Origin of the sequence: Serratia sp. CC22-02 (assembly GCF_900182895.1) — a bacterium.
In the GTDB taxonomy this organism is placed as follows: domain Bacteria; phylum Pseudomonadota; class Gammaproteobacteria; order Enterobacterales; family Enterobacteriaceae; genus Serratia; species Serratia nevei.
The window spans coordinates 266,523-286,065 of the sequence record NZ_FXUD01000002.1; the positions used below are offsets into that span (position 1 = coordinate 266,523).

Here is a 19,543-nt window from a genome sequence, read left to right on the forward strand (position 1 = left end):
CAGCACAATAAAAAGTAAAAAGCAGGATGCCAACCGAGGAGACACTGAATATGGCAACCGATAATGCTGTTATTGATAAAGATATTCTTACCGCCCCTGACAAAAACCGTTTATATCGAAAAATCGCCTGGCGCATTATGCCCATTTTATTAGTGAGCTATATCGTCGGTTATCTCGATCGGGTTGGGATCTCGTTTTCGAAATTTCAAATGATGCCCGATATTCTGAACGGCAATGTCTCGATGGCCGAAGCCGTTTACGGGCTGGGCGCCGGGGTGTTTTTCATCGGCTATATCATCGCCGGGGTACCCAGTAACATTCTGCTGAGCCGCTACGGCGCCAGAAAGATCATCGCGCTGCTGATGGTGGTGTGGGGGGCGATTTCGATGCTGAGCATCTTTATCACCAATCCCTGGCAATTCTACCTGGCGCGTTTCCTGCTGGGGCTGGCGGAGGCCGGCTTCTACCCCGGCGTGATCCTCTATCTGACGCTGTGGTTCCCGTCCAGCCAGCGCGCCAAGATGACCGCGCTGTTCGTGTGTGGCATCCCGGTCAGCAACATCATCGGCGGCCCGCTGTGCGGGTGGATCATCGAGCACATGAACGGCCTGATGAACCTCTCCGGCTGGCAGTGGCTGTTCTTTATCAGCGGCCCGCGCGCGCTGCTGATCGCCGTCGTCATCTTCTGTTTCCTGGATAATACCTATCAGAGCGCCAAGTGGCTCAGCCCGCAGGAGAAGGCGCTGATCAAAGAGGATATGGCGCAGAGCGCGCCGCGCCAGGGCGGTGCCGGCGGGCAGGAATGGACGATGAAAAGCATGCTGAGATCGTCCGCGTTCACCAAAATGTGGCTGATTTGCTTCTGCACCGTGATGGGCCAGGGCGGGCTGGCGTTTTGGGTTCCGACCATCATTCGCGACACCGGCGTGACCTCGGTGATGGATATCGGGTTGCTGACCATGCTGCCGTACATGCTGGCGGTGGTGGCGATGCTGGTGGCCGCGCGCAGTTCGGACAAGCATCGCGAGCGGCGCTGGCACATCATCGTGCCGTTCTGCATCGCCGCGGTGTCGCTGATCTTTATCGGCCTGTTCCCGGACAACAAGCACGTGGTGATGGCGGCGCTGTGCGTGGCGGTGGCGTCGAGCCTGGTGCCGTCGCCGCTGTTCTGGAGCCTGCCGAACGCCATTTTTACCGGCACCTGCGCCGCGGCGGGCATTGCGCTCATCAATTCCATCGCCAATATCGGCGGTTTTATTTCGCCTTATATCATCGGTTATTTCAAACAGCTGACCCACAGCAATTTGGCGGCGATGTGCGTCTTATCGACAATGATGATACTGGGGGCGATATTAACCTACAGCGTGCCGGCGAAATGGGTCAATAAATAACACTTCCCATTATCTTCATTAAATAGTCGGCAACAGTTTTATTTTATTTCGCCATGCATTTCTCATCTGATTATTTCAGCGGGGGAAGGCATGGCCATTTTTTATTTCGTCTCGAATAAAGGAGGCATCATGAAAATTGTTATTGCACCGGATTCATTTAAAGAAAGCGTCAGCGCGGAGCGGGCGGCGCGGGCGATCGCGCGCGGCTTTCACGAGGTTTATCCCGATGCCGAGTGCGTGTGCCTGCCGATCGCCGACGGCGGCGAAGGCACGGTGGACGCGCTGGTGGCCGCCACCGGCGGGCGCAAAGTGAGCGTGACCGCCACGGGGCCGCTGGGGGAAGGGGTGGCGGCGTTTTACGGCGTCAGCGGCGACGGCAAGACGGCGGTGATCGAAATGGCGGCAGCCAGCGGGCTGATGCTGACGCCGGCGGAGCGCCGTAACCCGCTGCTGGCAACCAGCTACGGCACCGGCGAACTGATCCTGCATGCGCTGGATCAGGGCATTCGCCACCTGATCCTCGGCATCGGCGGTAGCGCCACGGTGGATGGCGGCGTCGGCATGGTGCAGGCGCTGGGCGGGCGCTTCTACCGCCCGGACGGCAAGGCGCTGCCGTGGGGCGGCGGCGAGCTGGCGACGCTGAGCGGAATCGATCTCAGTACGCTGGATGCGCGCCTGCGGCAGTGCCGAATAGAGGTCGCCTGCGACGTAGACAATCCGCTGGTGGGGCCGCGCGGCGCAGCGGCGGTGTTCGGGCCGCAGAAGGGCGCGACGGCAGCGATGGTGGCGCAGTTGGAACAGGGCCTGACGCAGTATGCCGAGGTGATCCGCCAGAGTACCGGCCGCGACGTGCGACAGGTCGCCGGCGGCGGGGCGGCGGGCGGCATGGGGATCGCCTGCCAGGTGTTTCTCGGCGCAACGCTGAAGCCGGGCATCGAGATCGTGATGGCGGCGCTGGGCCTGGAGCAGGCGCTAGCGGAAGCCGATCTGCTGGTCACCGGCGAAGGGCGCATCGACAGCCAAACACTGGGCGGCAAGGCGCTGTCCGGCGTCGCTCGTCTGGCGCGGGCGCATGGCCTGCCGGTCATCGCGCTGGCCGGCGTGGTGGAGGACGGGGCGGAGGCGCTGCACGCGCAGGGGATCGACGCGATGTTCAGCATTCTGCCGCGCCTGAGCACGCTGGCGGTCGCGCTGTCGCAAGGGGAACTCAACCTGCAGCGCAGCGCCGCCAACGTCGCCCGCGCGATGCGTATCGGCCGGCGATTGGGATAAATAAAAAAGAAGGCCACGCTGCGCGAGCAGGTGGCCTTGGTTTTGGCGGCGAAGCGCTTACGGCTCGACGTCGCGGTTGCAGTCCTTGGAGTAGATGTAGCTGAAGGTTTCCTGGCCCACCGCATAGCCAGCCTGTTGCACATAGGCGCCCATGAAGATGTAGTCGCCTTGCTTCACCGGCATCCATTCATTGTCCAGGTTGTACACGCCGGCACCGCTGAGAATGTAGGCGCCATGCTCCTGCACGTGGGTCTCGATGTAGCCGTGGCTGGCGCCGGGAGCGAAGGAGAGGATGTGCATATTCATGTCGAAGCCCAGATCTTTCGGCAGCAGATCCTGCAGGATCACCTCGCTCATGCCCTCGTAGTGGATCTTCTCCAGGTTGGCGACGTTGTTGCTGACCACGTGCGCCTCGTAACCCTTGATGCGCTGATAGCGGCGCTTGTAGAGGAACAGGCGGCTGGATTGGCCGCCGTTGGCGTTTTCCAACCGCAGGGTGACGCCCGCCGGGCAGTAAAGGTAGCCGCCGGCGGTCAGCGGGTAGTCGGTGGCGTCGGCGGAAGCGGTGATGGCGCCGTCGATGACGTACACGAAGGTTTCGAGCTCTTCGCCGCCAAAGCCTTTGGTGTTGCGGCCGCAGTCGTGCAGCGTCACCAGATAATCGACGAAGGTGGCACCCAGTTTCGGCGTCGACAAGATGGTGACGTCGCAGTTTTCAAAACCGGGAATGACGTTGCGCACCAGGCCGTTCGGCGGGATCAGCGCATAGTTGCCGCGTTTGATGATGGCACGCGTTGACAGAATGTCGGTTGGATAACCGGTTTGATTGTTGAAGTAACCCACGTTGATTCTCCTGATCGTTGAAAGGGCGCCGCGGCGGCGCCCGGTAAAAAAGCGCCGTCAGGCCTCGGTGGCCGTTCGGGCTGCCGTAGTGCGTTTCATCAAGACGTTGACGGTGAAGAAAATGGCGGTGCCCACCAGCAGGATGGCGGCGGAGATGTAAAAGCCCATCACCTTGGAGCCGGTGCTGTCGGAGATCACGCCGGTGAGGAAGGGGGCGATCACCGACGAGGACATGCCGAAGAAGTTGAACACGCCGAAGCTGGTGCCATAGCCTTTCTTCGGCGCGTTGTCGGCGACGAAGGAGATCATGATTGGATCGACCGCCAGCTTACCCAGCAACCCGTACAGGATCAGGCTGATCAGCAGCATGGTGGAGTCCGGCGAAATGACGGTGCAAACCAGCATCACCGCCGCGCACAGCTCGAGAAAAATGATCAGCTGCACCTTCTTGTTGCGGAAACGGTCGGACATGCGGCTGAAGAACAGCGCGCCCGGCACCGACGCGAACGCCACCAGGGCGGAGGAGAAGCCGATGGCCACCCCTTCAAAGCCGCGCTCTTGCTGCAGGAACGAGGGCAGCCAGGTGACTATCATGTAGTAGCCGTAGCAGGTGGCGAAGTACATCGCGTAGGCGGAGATCATGCGCAGGCTGAACAGGCCGCTGGGCTGGCCGTCCTCTTCGGGTTCGGCAGCCGTCGGCGCAGCGGTCTGGCTGACGGCCGCCGCGGCTTGAGGCTGCGAGCCTTTGATGACCACGGCGAACACCAGCGTCATCACCACCAGCAGGCCGGTGATGATGAACAGCATGATCTGCCAGTTCATGTTGAAGCTTTTCACCAGCAGGCTGGAGGCGATCAGGCCGATGGCCATGCCGAGCGCCGAGCCGCTGTTGATCACCGCGGTCGCCAGGCCACGGCGTTCCAGCGGGATATTCTCCGACGACAGGGAGTAGGCCGAGCCGTAATAAGAGCCGCAGCCCATGCCCGCCAGCAGGCTGCCGGCATAGACCATGGTCAGGCTGGTGGCGTTGCCGATCAGCAGCGTGGCGATGATGAACAGGCAGAAGCCCGGGATCAGCACCACCTTCTTGCCGAATTTGTCCACCAGGATGCCCGCCGGGATCTGCATCCCGGTGTAGGCGAAGAAGTAGAAGCTGGCGATCAGCCCCATTTCCGCATTGGAGTGCGCGCCGATGGTTTGTTGGATCTCGGGGAAGATCGGCGTCAGGACGGTGCGATAGATCCAGATCACCGCCCAGCCCAGACAGAGCACGACGACGATCTTTTTCCAGTAGCGCGGGTCGATGTCGTTGCTCATGCCTCGGCCCCCTGTTCGGTGTAGGCCAGCTGATACAGCGTCTGCGCCAGGATTTTCACCCCTTCGTTCAGATCGGCGACGGCGGTTTTTTCCGCCGGGTTATGGCTGATACCGGCGATGCTCGGCACGAACATCATCACCGTCGGCACGCGCGGGGCGAAGATTTGCGAGTCGTGCCCGGCGCCGCTATGCATCATGCGGTAATTCAGCCGCTGCGTTTCGCACAGGCGGCTGACGCAGGCCACCAGCTGTTCGTTCATCGGGATCGGCGCTTCGTCCATCCACAGATCGATCTCGGCCTCGATGCCCATCTCGGCGCAGATGCGCTGGATATCCTGCTCGATCTCCTGCGTGAAGCGCAGTAGCGCGGCCTGATCGGTGTGGCGGCAGTCGAGGGTGAAGTGGGTGAAGCCCGGCACCACGTTGACGGTGTTCGGCTTCGGCTCCACCTTGCCGAAGGTCAGCACCAGCGGATCGCCCTCGGCGCGCGCCTTGGCGATCGATTCGCAGCAGATGCGGCTGAAGGCGTGCACGGTATCCCGGCGGTAGCTCATCGGGGTGGTGCCGGCGTGGTTGGCTTCGCCCTGCAGCCGCACGTCATAACGCCGTTGGCCGACGATGCTGGTCACCACGCCGATGGTTTTGCCTTCGGTTTCCAGCACCTTGCCCTGCTCGATGTGGATCTCGACGAAGGCCGCGATGTCGCTGCGCAGCGGCTGATGCGGCGGAGGGAAATCGAAACCGGCGTCGTGCATGGCGTTGACGAAGCCGACGCCCTTGGCGTCCGTAATGTGCTGCACGTCTTCCCGCCGGGCCAGGCCGACGATGTTCTTGCTGCCCCAGAACACATAAGGGAAGCGGCTGCCTTCTTCTTCCGCCAGCGCGATGACTTCCAGGCTGCGCAGCGGCGGGCCGTAGGTGTCTTTGAGGTGTTTGATCGCCATGAAGGCGGCTTCGATACCGAACTGGCCGTCGAGGTTGCCGCCGTTGACCACCGTGTCGATGTGCGAACCGGAGAGAATCACCTGGTCGGGGTATTTGCTGCCCTCCAGTCGGCCGAACAGGTTGCCGACCGCATCAAAATGGGTGCTCAGCCCGGCGGCCTCGAAGGTATTTTTCAACGCGTGCTGCGCTTCGATCCATTCCGGGGTATAAAGCAGACGCGTCATGCCGCCGCTGGGGTCGGCGCCGATTTTCGATAACCAGCCGGAAATATCACGGATTTCTTGTTGGAAGTCTTTCATGTTTACCTGCCCGCATGTTGTGTCTCAGCGGCGATGCGGCCAGGGCTGATGCTATTCGCCGCCGGCCGGCCTATTGCGCTGAGCGCGCTGATGAAGGTTTTCTTTTTTCTCCCCGGCTCTGACATATCAACCGCGAGCCGCGGCGTAAAAAGCCCACGATAATAAGAGTGCGTTAACTGGCGAAGGGATCTTTATGGTCGTAAGAACGCTGGTAGATAGCATTTGAAATTAAGTATTGATAAATATCGTCGACGATTTCGATGCCGTTTTTCTCGCTTTCCATTTCACGCGCATGGCTGTTCTGCCCTGGGTAAAGCACTTTGCTGACGCCCGGCGCCGGCTTAACGGCATTCAATTCTTTCATGACCTGGCTGATATTTTTACGGAATGCGGATTCGTTGGTGAAATAACCCGGGTTCAGCACGATATGCAATTGGCCCAATTCCCGGCCGGCGCTGAGATCGTGATACATCGAGCTGACGTGTTTGCCGAACGGCAGGCCGAGCAAAATGCCCGACAGCACGTCGACCATCATCATCAGGCCGTAGCCTTTCGGCCCGGCGATCGGCAGCAGCCCGCTGACGGCGAACGGATCGGTGGTGTGCTTGCCCTCGGCGTCCACCGCCCAGGTATCCGGGATGGCGGCGTTGCGCGAGCGGGCGTCCAGCACTTTGCCCCAGGCCTGTACGGTGGTGGCCATATCGAAGGTGATCAGCTCGTCGCCTTCGCCCGGCGCGGAGAAGGCGATGGGGTTGGTGCCGTAGTAGACTTCGGCGCCGCCGTACGGCACCACCATCGGATCGGACTGGCACAGCGAAATGCCGATCATGCCGGCGCGCGCCGCCTGCTGCACGAAGTACGACAACGCCCCGCTGTGGCCGATGCGGCGCACGCCCACCACCGCCACGCCGTTCTCTTTCGCCATCTCGATGGCGCGATCCATGCTCAGCTTGGCCGCCACGTGCCCGGCGCCGTTGTCGCCGTCGAAAATGGCGCTGCAGGGGCCGGTTTTTTCAAAGGTGAAATGCGGGTGATTGTTGGTGCCGCCTTTGCTGATGCGTTCGGAATAGTATTCGACCCTGACCGCGCCGTGAGAATGAATGCCGCGCGCATCGGCATGAACCAGCACGTCGGCGACGATGCCGGCGTGTTCCTGGCTCAGGCCGGCGGCGTGAATTTTTTGCTGGATAAGCTGATGTAATTGTTGTTTAGAGACCTTCATATACAGTCCTTTTATCACTACGGTTTATTTAATTCGCCTCTGCGTTGTAATGTATAAATACCGGGGGGGAATAATGTGATCCAGATGCGTTTTATCCGATTGGATTAAAAATTCGTTGAATTAAATCGCCATTGTTAGAAGTTTTTTTATAAATGCTTATTCCCGTCTGGATTAACTAATATTCAGGCGATTAAGTTATTTTTTCTAACAATAGATAAAGTGTGACCGTACTCACCTCTTGGCGTGGTTTTAATTTGTAGCTTGATCATTAACCTTTTCGCTGGATTCAATGCATCGCCGCGCCGCCGGTGCGGGAAATATTGCCGATATTATTAAATGCTGTCTTAAGGATATCACCATGATCCATGCTTTTATTAAAAAGGGGAGCTTTCAGGATTCCGTCAGCCTGATGTTGATCTCCCGCAAACTCAGTGAATCTCCCAAGGTCGAGGAAATATCCGTCATGATGGGGACACCGGCCAATAAATCCTTATTGGAGGTGACCGGTTTCTGGCACCCGCAGTTTAGCGAAGCGACGCCGAACGATATTTGCGTGGCGATCAAAGCGGAGTCCGCCGACGAGACGATTGCCGAGGAGATCGGCGCGGCGCTGGAGACGGCGCTCAAGGCGATTGCGCAGGGGGGCCAGGGCGGCAAAAAACTGCTGCGGGCGCGCAGCTGGCGCACCGCCAGGCAGAAGCTGCCTGCCGCCAATCTGGCGCTGATCTCGATCGCCGGCGAATACGCGGCGGAGCTGGCGGATAGCGCGCTGGAAGACGGCTGCAACGTGATGATGTTCTCCGACAACGTCAGCCCGGCGCAGGAAGTGGCACTGAAAACCAAGGCGCGCGAACGCGGGCTGATCGTGATGGGGCCGGACTGCGGCACCGCCTGCATCGCCGGTGCGCCGCTGGCGTTCGCCAACGTGGCGCCCGCCGGATCTATCGGCGTAGTGGGCGCCTCCGGCACCGGCATTCAGGAGCTTATTTCGCAAATTACCCTGGCAGGCCAGGGCATCTCGCACGCCATTGGCCTCGGCGGACGGGATTTGACGGCGGAGATCGGCGGCATCAGCGCCATCAGCGCGCTGCGCATGCTGGCGGCGGATCCGCAGAGTCTTGTGCTGGCGTTCGTGTCCAAACCGCCGGCACCCGAGGTGCGCCAACGGGTGATCGACGAGATGAAAGCGCTCGGCAAGCCGGTGGTGGCGCTGTTCCTCGGCGCGCAGTCCGCCGTGCGCCAGGAGGGCAACATCACGTTCGCCGCCACGCTGGATGAAGCGGCGCGGCTGGCGGCGATGCTGGGCTGCGTGCAGCAACAGGCGGCGCAGCAGCCAGCGGTCCCCGGCGGCAAAATCGCCGGGCTGTACGCCGGCGGCACGCTGGCGGCCGAATGCGCGATGCTGCTGGCGGAAAAACTGTCCCTGCCGGTGGATAGCGAACACCCGCGCGGCGCCATGCTGGTGGCCGACGGCCATCGCATTATCGACATGGGCGATGACTTTTATACCCAGGGGCGCCCGCACCCGATGATTGACCCGACCGCCCGCAATCAAGAAATCGCCCGCCTGGCGCAGCAGCCGCAGACTGGCGTGTTGCTGCTGGACGTGGTGATCGGCTTCGGCGCTCAGGACGATCCGGCGGCGTCGCTGGCGGCTGAGGTGGCCAACGTGCGCGCGGCGCGCGGCGCGGCCCACCCGCTGGCGGCAATCGCCACCGTCACCGGCACCGAACAGGATCCGCAGCAGCGCTCGCGGCAAATCGCCACCCTGCAGGAAGCCGGCATCGCGGTGATGCCGTCGCTGCCGGCGGCGGTCGCGCTGGCGCATCAGCTGATTACCCCCGTCTTACCCGCACCCGAACGCGAACGGCCGGCCTTGCTGGACGGCGTCGCGGTGATCAACGCCGGGCTGCGCAGCTTCGCCGATGACCTGCAAACCAGCGACATTCCGGTGGTGCATTACCAGTGGGCGCCGGTAGCCGGTGGCGATCAACGATTAGCCAACATCTTGAAAAAATTAAAGTAAGGAACCGCTATGTACGCAACGATTGAGCAAGCAAACGCCGCCGTTATCGCCCGTATCCGCGAGGCGCGCCCGCACTGGCAGGATGTGGATCTGGCGCACCGCTTGATCCCGCAGCTGGCCGAAGGGCGCAAGCTGCTGCATGCCGGCCCGCCGGTCACCTGGCAAGAGATGAGCGGCCCGGTGCGCGGCGCCTGCATCGGTGCCTGCCTGTTCGAAGGCTGGGCGCAGGATGAGCAGCAGGCGCTGGCGCTGCTGGCGCAGGGGGAAATCGAGTTTATCCCGTGCCACAGCGTGAGCGCGGTGGGGCCGATGGGCGGCATCACCTCGGCCCACATGCCGATGGTGGTGGTCAGGAACACCGTTCACGGCAATTACGCCTACTGCAACATGAACGAAGGCATCGGCAAAGTGATGCGCTTCGGCGCCTACGGCGAGGACGTGCAGCAGCGCCTGCGCTGGATGCGCGACTCGCTGGCCCCGGTGCTGAAAGCGGTGCTGGCGACGCTGGAGGAAGGGATCGATCTGACCGCGCTGATGGCGCAGGCGATCAGCATGGGGGACGAATTCCACCAGCGCAATATCGCGGCCTCGGCGCTGCTGATGCGCAGGCTGGCGCCGGAGATCAGCCTGCTGCCGCGCGATAAGGCGGAGCTGGCGCAGGTGATGCAGTTCCTCAGCATCACCGATCAGTTCTTCCTCAATCTGGCGATGGCCTACTGCAAGGCGGCGATGGACGCCGGGGCGGAGATTGAGCAGGGCACCATCGTCACGGTAATGACCCGCAACGGCAAGAATTTCGGCATCAAGATCAGCGGGATGGGCGATCGTTGGTTCACCGCGCCGGTGAACACGCCGGAAGGGCTGTTCTTCTCCGGCTTCAGCCAGGCAGACGCCAACCCGGACATCGGCGACAGCGCGATCACCGAAACCTTCGGCATTGGCGGCGCGGCGATGGTGGCGGCACCGGGCGTGACGCGCTTCGTCGGGGCTTCCGGCGGCATGAGCGCCGCCACCGACATCTCCGAGGAAATGGCGGAAATCTACCTCGAGCGCAACATGATGCTGCAGATCCCGACCTGGGACTTCCAGGGCGCCTGCCTGGGGCTGGATGCCCGGCGGGTGGTGGAAACCGGCATCACGCCGCTGATCAACACCGGCATCGCCCACCGCGAAGCCGGGGTCGGGCAAATTGGCGCCGGTACGGTGCGTGCACCGCTCGGCTGCTTCGAGAAAGCGATCGAAGCGCTGGCCGATAAGCTCGGCATTACGGCGTAAGCGAACGGAGGCGCATATGGACATTATCGCGTTGGCCGGCAGCCGCCATGCGACGCAGGATTACGGCGCGCTGCGCTGCGTCGGCAGCTTCAACAACGCGATCAATTTCCTGACGGAAAACGCACGGCTGCTGACGCTGCACCGCGCCGGCAGCGGCCTGAGCCCGATGGGGTGGCAGCTCGGCGCGCGGGATTTCGATCGCGTGCGGCGTGCGGCGCCGTCCGTACGACGCTGCGCTTTCTCCGCCGCAGGCATCACGTTGGATGCGCTCCTGGTGCGGCCCGCCGCGGCGGCGCGGGATCTGGCGCTGGCGCCGCGTGCGGCCATTGCCGATCGGCCGCTGACGGCGGTATTGCAGCGCTGCACGGCGCAGTGCGGGTTGCACGGCGAGCTGGGCCGATTGGTGAGGCAGCCGTTAACGCCGGAGCCGGCCGCGCTGGTGCGGGATTTTTCCCGTTGGCTGCGGGGCGACACGGTCGACTGGCACCAGGCGCTGGGCAAGGGGCCGGGGCTGACGCCGAGCAACGACGACACCTTGCTCGGCCTGCTGCTGAGCGCCCACCTCGACAGCCGCATCCCGGTTAGCGGGCTGGCGCCGTTTTTCGCCCAGACGCCACCGCTGGACGCGCTGACCACGCTGGTGAGCGCGCACTACCTGCGTTACGCCGAGCAGGGCCTGTTCGCCACGCCGCTGCATGCGTTGGCGCAGGGGCTGCGGGCGCCTGAAGGCGTATCGGCGGCGGTGGCGGCGGTGCTGAGCATGGGGCACTTCTCGGGAGCGGACACGCTGCTGGGCGTGTGGCTGGGGGGGACGACGATTAACGCACTGTGCGGCGCGCGGTGTGAACACGAGGGCCGGATCGCGGATCCGGCCGGGACGGTATGATTTCAACTACGGGTGCAAACCATGAAAACCTTGGTCATTGCGTTGGGCGGCAACGCCCTGTTGCAGCGCGGAGCCGTGCTCTCTGCGGAAAATCAGTATAAGAGCATCGCCCTTATCGCCGACGCCATCGGCAAGCTGGCGCAGAAATACCGCATTGCCATCGTACACGGCAACGGGCCGCAGGTGGGGCTGCTGGCGTTGCAGAACCTGGCGTACCGCGATGTGCCGCCCTATCCGCTGGATATTCTGGTGGCCGAAAGCCAGGGCATGATCGGCTATATGCTGGCGCAGCAGCTGAGCGCCAGCCATCCGCAGCAGCCGGTGTCCACGCTGCTGACGCGGGTGCTGGTGGATGCGCAGGATGCGGATTATCAGGCACCGAGCAAGTTCATCGGGCCGGTGTATGCGCCGGAACAGCGGCAGGCGCTGGAGGCCAAATACGGCTGGACGCTGAAGGCGGACGGCAACTACATCCGCCGGGTGGTGCCTTCGCCGGCGCCGCAAAAGATCCTCGACATCGAGGCGATCACGCTGCTGCTGTCGCAGCGGCACATCGTGATCTGCAACGGCGGCGGCGGTATCCCGATGATCGCCGGCGAGCATGGGCTGACGGGCAGCGAAGCGGTGATCGACAAAGATCTGGCGGCGGCGCTGTTGGCGGAGCAGGTGGGGGCCGATCATCTGGTGATCCTCACCGATGCCGACGCGGTGTACCAGGAGTGGGGCACGCCGCGCCAGCGCGCTATCCGGCGCGCCACCACGCAGGAACTGGCGCCGATGGCGGTGGCGGACGGCGCCATGGGGCCGAAGATCATGGCGGTCAGCCGCTTCGTCGATCGCACCGGGCGGACGGCCCATATCGGTGGCCTGCAGGATATCGACGCGGTGCTGGCGGGCCAGGCCGGCACCTCTATTTTGCCTTAGCCGCCGTCGGTTTATCCGCGCCCGCGCTGGCGCGGATAAGTATGCCTAAATGGCATGATTTCAATAATTTTTATTCATTTCATGATGTTGCTCGCCTTGGCTAGAGTAAAAACACCCCCGTATTTACCGTCAAAAATTTGTCATTTTTATTTGCGACTATGCTTTTTGAAATGACATTTCGGCCAAGGATTGTTATGGATTCGCTCAGTGTTGATGAACTCGCCCAGAAGAAGGATCGCTGGTATCGCATTGTGGAGGAGATGTTGGCGGAAGCCGGCGTCGCCATCAACGGCCCGCGCGCCTGGGATATCCGGGTGCACAACCCGGCGCTGTTCAAACGCATTTTGCAGGAAGGCTCGCTCGGTTTTGGCGAAGGCTATATGGACGGCTGGTGGGAGTGCGAACGGCTGGACATGCTGTTCACCCGCATTCTGCAGGCCGGCGTCGATGAGCGGCTGCCGAAAAGCCTGAGCGACATCGCGCGCGTCGCCTATGCCCGGTTGTTCAACCGCCAATCGCGCAAGCGCGCCTGGCAGGTGGGCAAAGAGCACTACGACATCGGCAACGACCTGTTCCGGGCGATGCTCGATCCTTACATGCAATACTCCTGCGGCTACTGGAAAGAGGCGCAGACGCTCGAGCAGGCGCAGCAGGCCAAGCTGCGGATGATCTGCGAAAAACTGCAGCTGAAACCGGGCATGACGCTGCTGGATATCGGCTGCGGCTGGGGCGGGTTGGCGCAGTTTGCGGCGCAAAACTACGGCGTCTCGGTGCACGGCGTGACCATTTCCGCCGAGCAGCAGAAGCTGGCGCAGGCACGCTGCGCGGGGCTGGACGTCGAGATCTTGCTGCAGGACTACCGCGATCTGGATCGCCAGTTCGATCGCATCGTATCGGTCGGCATGTTCGAGCACGTCGGGCCGAAAAACTATGAGACCTATTTCAGCGTCGCGGCGCGCAACCTGAAGCCGGATGGCCTGTTCCTGCTGCACACCATCGGTTCCAATCAGACCGATCTCAACGTCGACGCCTGGATAGACAAATACATCTTCCCCAACGGCTGCCTGCCTTCGGTGCGGCATATCGCCGAGGCCAGCGAAGGGCGTTTTGTGATGGAGGATTGGCACAACTTTGGCGCCGATTACGATCGCACGCTGATGGCCTGGCTGGAGAACTTCAAACGGGCGTGGCCAGAGTTGGCCGGCGGCTATTCCGAGCGCTTCGAACGCATGTTCACTTATTACCTGAACGCCTGCGCCGGCGCGTTCCGTTCGCGCAATATTCAGCTGTGGCAGGTGTTGTTCAGCCCGGCGGGCGTGGAAGGTGGGGTGCGGGTCTATCGCTGATATCCCCGTCATATTTCAAGCTGCATCTGTGTTGGCTGCGTTTGCGCGCCCCGCTCGCTTACTTGAGTAAGCGAGCGGGGACTTACAAACTTGCCGCCTTGATGCAACTCGAACTATTTAGGGGATACCCTTCAATATTTACTTTGGGACAACAGATATACCCAATGGATTTCCAGTTGCGTCCAGGCGGCAAACGTGACAAACCCCAGGAGCTTAGATAACTAAGTGACTGGGGTTCGAACATGCAGCCGATAACGATGCGGCTGGAAAGAAGAAGGGTATATCAGTACAGCAGGGAGTATAGCTGGCGGCGATACTTAGCGGCCAGCGCGTCGCCGGTGCCGAGCGCGGCCAGAATGTCCATCAGAGTCTTGCGCGCGTTGCCGTTGGCGGCGGCCAGATCTTTCTTCAGATGCCCCATCAGCAGCTCCAGCGCTTCTTCGTTACGCCCGACCTGATGCAGCTGCAGCGCCAGCTGCACTGCCAGCTCGACGTTGTCCGGCTGCTGCTGCACCTGCTGTTGCAGCTGTTGGATTTCCGGGGTGTCCGCCGCCTGCTTCAACAGTTCAATCTGCGCCACCAGGCCCTGATAGCGGGTATCGCGATCCTGCAGCGGGATGGTTGCCAGCACCGCTTCGGCGTCTTCGCTGCGGCTGAGCGCGATCTGGGTTTCGGCCAGGGTCAGGCCGATGTCGCTGCGCTGTTGGCTACTCTGCCAGGCGTCTTTCAGCAGCGGCAGCGCTTCGGCGGCGTTGCCGGCGGCCAGCAGTTCCTGCGCCTGCGCCAGTTTCAGGTCTTCTTCCTTCGGCAGGAAACGCTGCAGCAAGTCGCGGATCGCTTCTTCGGGCTGCGGGCCCTGGAAGCCGTCGACCGGCTGGCCGTCTTTGAACAGGTAGACCGTCGGAATGGAGCGCAGCCCGAATTGGGAGGCGATCATCTGTTCGGCGTCGCAGTCCACCTTGGCCAGAATAAACTGACCGGCGTATTCCGCCGCCAGCTTGTCCAGCACCGGCGTGAGCTGCAGGCAGTGTTGGCTGCGCTCGGACCAGAAGTAGAACAGCACCGGAATGGACATCGATTGTTCCAGCGTCTGGTGCAGGTTAGTTTCGTTAATATCAACAACAGCTTGAGCTAGCATCTTTTTTCTCTCTGATCGTGCGGATCCATGGGGTGTAGATGGGGGCGCGCCGCCATTCTTCAACCCCGGCGGGCGAATTAAGCGTTGCTGCGCAGCAGCCAATCCAGACAGCGGCCCGGCAGAATGCGGCGCAGCACGCTCATGGCGTGCGCCAGCAGGGTCACCGGGTAGCGCAGTTTGGCGCGCGGGCTTTCCAGCGCGTGGCGCAGCTTGGGCAGAATGGCCTCCGGCGGCAGCGTCAGGCGCTTGGCGATGCCGGGGTTGTGCACCGGCTTGTCGCTCTGTGCCTGGTTGACGTTCTGGCTAAAGTGGGTAGAAATCGGCCCCGGTTCGATCAGGCTGACCTGAATGCCGCTGCCGTGCAGCTCCATGCGCAGCGCGTCCGACCAGGCCTCCAACGCGAACTTGCTGGCGGCGTAGGCGCCGCGCCCGGCGCTGGAGACCAGCCCCATCACCGAGCTGGTCTGGATAATGCGCCCTTCGCCGTGCGGCAGCATTGCCGGCAACAGCAGCTGGGTCAGCTGGTGGGTGCCGAACAGGTTGGTGGCGAACTGCCGCTCCAGCTGGCTGCGCGAAATGCGGCTGAGCGGGCCGTAAACGCCGAAGCCGCCGTTGTTGAACAGGCCGTACAGGCGGCCACCGGTCAGCGCGATCACCTCGGCGGCGGCGCGCTCGACGCTGGCGCTGTCGTCCAGATCCAGCTCGATGCCTTCCAGCCCGAGCTGGCGCATGTTTTCCACGTCCTGCGGTTTGCGGCAGGCGGCCAGCACCCGATAGCCGCGGTTGCGCAGATCCTGCGCCGCAATCAGCCCAATCCCGCTGGAGCAGCCGGTTATCAATACTGCTTTTTGCATAACTTTACCTAGTGTACGACCCTAATTTAGTTAGACTCATGTTTTACTAGCGGTTCCAGGCGCTCCGCCATCCAGGTGGCGATAAACGGCTGGGCGTCCCCATTGGGGTGCAATCCGTCATCCTGCATCCATTCCGGCTTCACCACCACCTGTTCCATATAGAACGGCAGCAGCGGAATGTTGAACTGCTTGGCCAGCGCCGGGTAAACGGCGCTGAACGCTTCGGTATAGCGGCGGCCGTAGTTCGGCGGGATGCGGATCTGCATCAGCAGCGGCTGTGCGCCGGCCTGCTGCACCTGTGTGATGATCTGGCCGAGATCGCGCTGTACGTCCTGCGCCGGGAAACCGCGCAGGCCGTCGTTGGCGCCCAGCTCGATCAGCACCCAGCGCGGCTGATGCTGTTTCAGCAGCGCGGGCAGACGCGCCAGCCCCTGTGCGGCGGTGTCGCCGCTGATGCTGGCGTTGACCAGCTGTGGCGCGCCCGGTTTTTTCTGCCACTGTTCGGCCAACAGCGTCGGCCAGGCCCGCTCGATCGGCAGGCGGTAGCCGGCGCTTAAACTGTCGCCCAAAATCAACAAGGTATCGGCGGCGACAGCGCGTAAACTGAATAATCCCAACAGCAAAAGGAAGGGAAGATGCCAGCGGAAAACGTTCTTGAAGTTCATCATCTTAGTAAACACGTTGGTCAGGGTGAGCATCAGCTCACCATCCTTACCGGAGTCGAGCTGCTTGTCAAACCCGCGCAGACGATCGCCCTGATCGGCGAATCCGGATCGGGGAAATCGACCCTGCTGGGCATTTTGGCCGGGCTGGATGACGGCAGCGAGGGCGAGGTGCGCCTGCTCGGCGAGTCGTTGACCGCGTTGGACGAAGAGGGCCGCGCCGCGCTGCGCGCCAGGAACGTCGGCTTCGTGTTTCAGTCGTTCATGCTGGTGCCGACGCTGAACGCGCTGGAAAACGTGCAGCTGCCGGCGCTGCTGCGCGGCGAGAGCGACAGGCAAAGCCGCGAGCAGGCGGTGCAGCTGCTGGAACAGCTGGGATTGGGCAAACGGCTCGATCACCTGCCGGCGCAGCTGTCCGGCGGCGAGCAGCAGCGCGTGGCGCTGGCGCGCGCCTTCAGCGGCCGGCCGCGGGTGCTGTTCGCCGATGAACCGACCGGCAACCTCGATCGTCAGACCGGCGATCGCATCGCCGACCTGCTGTTTTCCCTCAATCGCGATTTTGACACCACCCTGATCCTGGTGACCCATGACGAAACCCTGGCGGCGCGCTGCCAGCGGCGGCTGCGGCTGCGCGAAGGCAAGCTGTGGGAGGAAGCATGATCTGGCGCTGGTTCTGGCGCGAATGGCGCTCGCCGTCGCTGCTGATCGTTTGGCTGGCGCTGACGCTCTCCGTGGCCTGCGTGCTGGCGCTGGGCAGCATCAGCGATCGTATGGACAAAGGGCTCAGCCAACAGAGCCGCGACTTTATCGCCGGCGATCGGGTGCTGCGCAGCGCGCATCCGGTGCCGGAAGGCTGGCTGCTGGACGCGCAGCAGCAGGGGCTGAAACTGAGCCGTCAGCTGTCGTTCACCACCATGACCTATGCCGGCGATCGGCCGCAGCTGGCGGACGTGAAAGCCACCGATCTGGCCTATCCGCTGTACGGCAAGCTGGAAACGCGCCCGGCCAACATCAAGCCCGAACCGGGCAGCGTGCTGGTGGCACCGCGTCTGCTGGCGCTGCTGAACGTGAAAGTCGGGGATTCGCTCGAGGTGGGCGACACCACGCTGCGCATCGCCGGTGAAATCATTCAGGAGCCGGACGCCGGCTTCAACCCGTTCCAGACCGCGCCGCGCATCATGATCAACCTGGCGGACGTCGATAAGACCGGCGCGGTGCAGCCGGGCAGCCGCCTGACCTACCGCTATATGTTCGCCGGCGCCGAGCCGGATATTCAACGTTACGAAGAACGGCTGACGCCGCAGTTGACGCCGGATCAGCGCTGGTTCGGGCTGCAGGAGTCCGGCAGCGCGCTCGGCAAGTCGCTGCAGCGATCCCAACAGTTCCTGCTGTTGTCGGCCCTGCTGACGCTGCTGTTGTCGATCGCCGCCGTGGCGGTGGCGATGAGCCACTATTGCCGCAGCCGCTACGATCTGATCGCGGTGCTGAAAACCCTCGGCGCCGGGCGCGGCGCGCTGCGTAAGCTGATCGTCGGCCAGTGGCTGGCGGTGATGGCGCTGGCGGCGGTGTGCGGCGGGGCGATCGGGCTGGCGTTCGAAGCGCTGTTGATTCGCCTGCTGAAACCGGTGTTACCGGCCGCATTGCCTGCCGCCGGCGCCTGGCCGTGGCTGTGGGCGCTCGGCGCGCTGGTGCTGATTTCACTGCTGGTCGGGCTGCGGCCGTACCGTCAGCTGCTGGCTACCCAACCGCTGCGGGTGCTGCGCCGCGACGTGGTGGCCAACGTCTGGCCGCTGCGCTACTTCCTGCCGGTGACGGCGGCGGTCGTGGTGGCGCTGCTGGTGACGCTGATGGGGGCCAGCACGCTGCTGTGGGCGATCCTGGCCGGTATGGCGGTGCTGGCGCTGCTGCTGGGCGGCATCGGCTGGGGCAGCCTGTTGTTGCTGCGCCGCATCACGCTCAAGAGCCTGGCGCTGCGGCTGGCGGTTAACCGCCTGCTGCATCAGCCGTGGGTGACCATCAGCCAGCTGGCGGCATTTTCGCTGTCGTTCATGCTGCTGGCGCTGCTGTTGGTGCTGCGCGGCGATCTGCTCGAACGCTGGCAGCAACAGCTGCCGCCGGACAGCCCGAACTATTTCCTGCTCAACATGACCGAGGCGCAGGTGCCGCAGGTGAAAACCTTCCTGCAGCAGCACCAGATCAAGCCGGAAACCTATTATCCGATCGTCCGGGTGCGCCTGACCGAGATAAACCAGCAGCTGGCGACCGAGCGGGTGCATGAAGACGATCCGGGCGGCGAGGCGGTGAACCGCGAGCTGAACCTGACCTGGCTGGCCGATCTGCCGGATCATAATCCGCTGGTGGTGGGCAGCTGGCCGCCGAAAAGCGGCGAAGTCTCGATGGATGAAGGCATTGCCGGGCGGCTGAAGATCACGCTGGGCGACACGCTGACCTTCAGCGGCGATACCCAGGCGTTCAGCGCCAAGGTCACCAGTCTGCGCCAGGTGGATTGGGAAAGCCTGAAGCCGAACTTTTACTTTATCTTCCCGCCGGGCGCGCTGGACGGCCAGCCGCAGACCTGGCTTACCAGCTTCCGCTACGACGGCGACGGCCAGATGCTGACCCAGCTCAACCGCCAATTTCCGACGCTCAGCCTGCTGGACATCGGCGCGATCCTGAAACAGGTCGGCGGCGTGCTGCAGCAGGTCAGCCGCGCGCTGGAGGTGATGGTGGTGCTGGTGGTGTTGTGCGGTGGCCTGCTGCTGCTGGCGCAGGTGCAGGTCGGCATGCGTCAGCGCCGCCAGGAGCTGGTGGTGTACCGCACGCTGGGGGCCGGCAAACGGCTGCTGCGCCGCACGCTGTGGTGCGAGTTCGCCCTGCTGGGGCTGGTGGCGGGCATCGCGGCGGCGGTGGGCGCCGAGGCGGCGCTGTGGCTGCTGCAGAGCCGGGTATTCGACTTCCCGTGGACGCCGACGCCGGTGCTGTGGTGGGCGTTGCCGATGGCCAGCGCGCTGCTGCTGTCGCTGTGCGGCGGCTGGCTGGGCGTGCGCCTGCTGCGCGGCCGGGCGCTGTTCCGCAGTTATGAGGGGTGATGTTGACTTAGCGGGATGAAAAAAGGGGTTAGCCTAAGGCTAGCCCCTTTTACT

16 protein-coding genes are annotated in these 19,543 nt (G+C 62.9%); 9 read left to right on the top strand and 7 right to left on the bottom strand.

From position 1 onward, the window contains the following. Positions 1–137 precede the first annotated feature (137 nt). Positions 138–1,391, top strand: a complete 1,254-nt coding sequence (locus QOL81_RS08055) for an MFS transporter (protein WP_204275857.1) — start codon at positions 138–140, stop codon at positions 1,389–1,391. Between the two features lie 129 nt (positions 1,392–1,520). Further along, complete coding sequence (locus QOL81_RS08060; RefSeq protein WP_033647240.1) at positions 1,521–2,663, top strand: glycerate kinase; 1,143 nt, start codon at positions 1,521–1,523, stop codon at positions 2,661–2,663. Positions 2,664–2,720: 57 nt separating this feature from the next. Here the strand turns inward: QOL81_RS08060 and allE are convergent, their stop codons facing one another. The 4 genes from allE to allD all read right to left on the bottom strand — a co-directional run bounded on the left by allE (position 2,721) and on the right by allD (position 7,289). After that, positions 2,721–3,506 carry a (S)-ureidoglycine aminohydrolase gene (gene allE, locus QOL81_RS08065; protein WP_043146762.1) on the bottom strand — a complete coding sequence of 262 codons (786 nt, stop codon included), beginning with the start codon at positions 3,504–3,506 and terminating at the stop codon, positions 2,721–2,723. Between the two features lie 57 nt (positions 3,507–3,563). After that, positions 3,564–4,823, bottom strand: a complete 1,260-nt coding sequence (locus QOL81_RS08070; protein WP_060440548.1) for an MFS transporter — start codon at positions 4,821–4,823, stop codon at positions 3,564–3,566. After that, on the bottom strand, positions 4,820–6,067 hold the full coding sequence (gene allC, locus QOL81_RS08075) for an allantoate deiminase (protein WP_159317721.1): 1,248 nt from the start codon (positions 6,065–6,067) through the stop codon (positions 4,820–4,822). Before allC ends, QOL81_RS08070 begins: the two co-directional genes overlap by 4 nt. 172 nt (positions 6,068–6,239) lie before the next feature. Then, entirely contained in the window at positions 6,240–7,289 is a 1,050-nt protein-coding gene (gene allD, locus QOL81_RS08080) for an ureidoglycolate dehydrogenase (RefSeq protein WP_060423493.1), read from the bottom strand. 358 nt (positions 7,290–7,647) lie between these two features. On the opposite strand from allD, the gene QOL81_RS08085 reads away from it, so the two are divergent. From QOL81_RS08085 to cfa, 5 genes are all read left to right on the top strand, one after another. Next, positions 7,648–9,315: an acyl-CoA synthetase FdrA gene (locus QOL81_RS08085; RefSeq protein WP_283439770.1), complete on the top strand. Its 1,668-nt coding sequence runs from the start codon at positions 7,648–7,650 to the stop codon at positions 9,313–9,315. Positions 9,316–9,324: 9 nt separating this feature from the next. Further along, positions 9,325–10,590 carry a YlbE family protein gene (locus QOL81_RS08090; protein WP_055312589.1) on the top strand — a complete coding sequence of 422 codons (1,266 nt, stop codon included), beginning with the start codon at positions 9,325–9,327 and terminating at the stop codon, positions 10,588–10,590. 16 nt (positions 10,591–10,606) lie between these two features. Next, positions 10,607–11,476, top strand: coding sequence for an oxamate carbamoyltransferase subunit AllH family protein (locus QOL81_RS08095; RefSeq protein WP_283439771.1), 870 nt, complete (start codon positions 10,607–10,609; stop codon positions 11,474–11,476). A 21-nt stretch (positions 11,477–11,497) separates the two neighbouring features. Beyond that, on the top strand, positions 11,498–12,400 hold the full coding sequence (locus tag QOL81_RS08100) for a carbamate kinase (protein WP_047025725.1): 903 nt from the start codon (positions 11,498–11,500) through the stop codon (positions 12,398–12,400). Between the two features lie 194 nt (positions 12,401–12,594). Continuing rightward, positions 12,595–13,746 (top strand): cyclopropane fatty acyl phospholipid synthase, encoded by a 1,152-nt coding sequence (cfa, locus tag QOL81_RS08105; protein WP_049199945.1) that lies wholly within the window; start codon positions 12,595–12,597, stop codon positions 13,744–13,746. 283 nt (positions 13,747–14,029) lie between these two features. Here the strand turns inward: cfa and QOL81_RS08110 are convergent, their stop codons facing one another. The 3 genes from QOL81_RS08110 to tesA all read right to left on the bottom strand — a co-directional run bounded on the left by QOL81_RS08110 (position 14,030) and on the right by tesA (position 16,403). Continuing rightward, complete coding sequence (locus tag QOL81_RS08110) at positions 14,030–14,884, bottom strand: co-chaperone YbbN (protein WP_025160052.1); 855 nt, start codon at positions 14,882–14,884, stop codon at positions 14,030–14,032. A 77-nt stretch (positions 14,885–14,961) separates the two neighbouring features. Further along, entirely contained in the window at positions 14,962–15,738 is a 777-nt protein-coding gene (locus tag QOL81_RS08115; RefSeq protein WP_060423505.1) for an SDR family oxidoreductase, read from the bottom strand. Between the two features lie 26 nt (positions 15,739–15,764). Next, the gene (gene tesA, locus QOL81_RS08120; protein ID WP_164268474.1) at positions 15,765–16,403 is read right to left on the bottom strand and encodes a multifunctional acyl-CoA thioesterase I/protease I/lysophospholipase L1; all 639 of its coding nucleotides are present in this window, start codon (positions 16,401–16,403) and stop codon (positions 15,765–15,767) included. Here tesA and ybbA point away from each other — a divergent pair. Together ybbA and ybbP are read left to right on the top strand one after the other, a co-directional pair. Next, positions 16,374–17,060 (top strand): putative ABC transporter ATP-binding protein YbbA, encoded by a 687-nt coding sequence (gene ybbA, locus QOL81_RS08125; RefSeq protein ID WP_004940192.1) that lies wholly within the window; start codon positions 16,374–16,376, stop codon positions 17,058–17,060. The two genes, tesA and ybbA, sit on opposite strands and share 30 nt — an antisense overlap. After that, the gene (gene ybbP / locus QOL81_RS08130; protein ID WP_283439772.1) at positions 17,057–19,489 is read left to right on the top strand and encodes a putative ABC transporter permease subunit YbbP; all 2,433 of its coding nucleotides are present in this window, start codon (positions 17,057–17,059) and stop codon (positions 19,487–19,489) included. The genes ybbA and ybbP overlap by 4 nt, the downstream gene beginning before the upstream one ends. Positions 19,490–19,543: the final 54 nt, after the last annotated feature.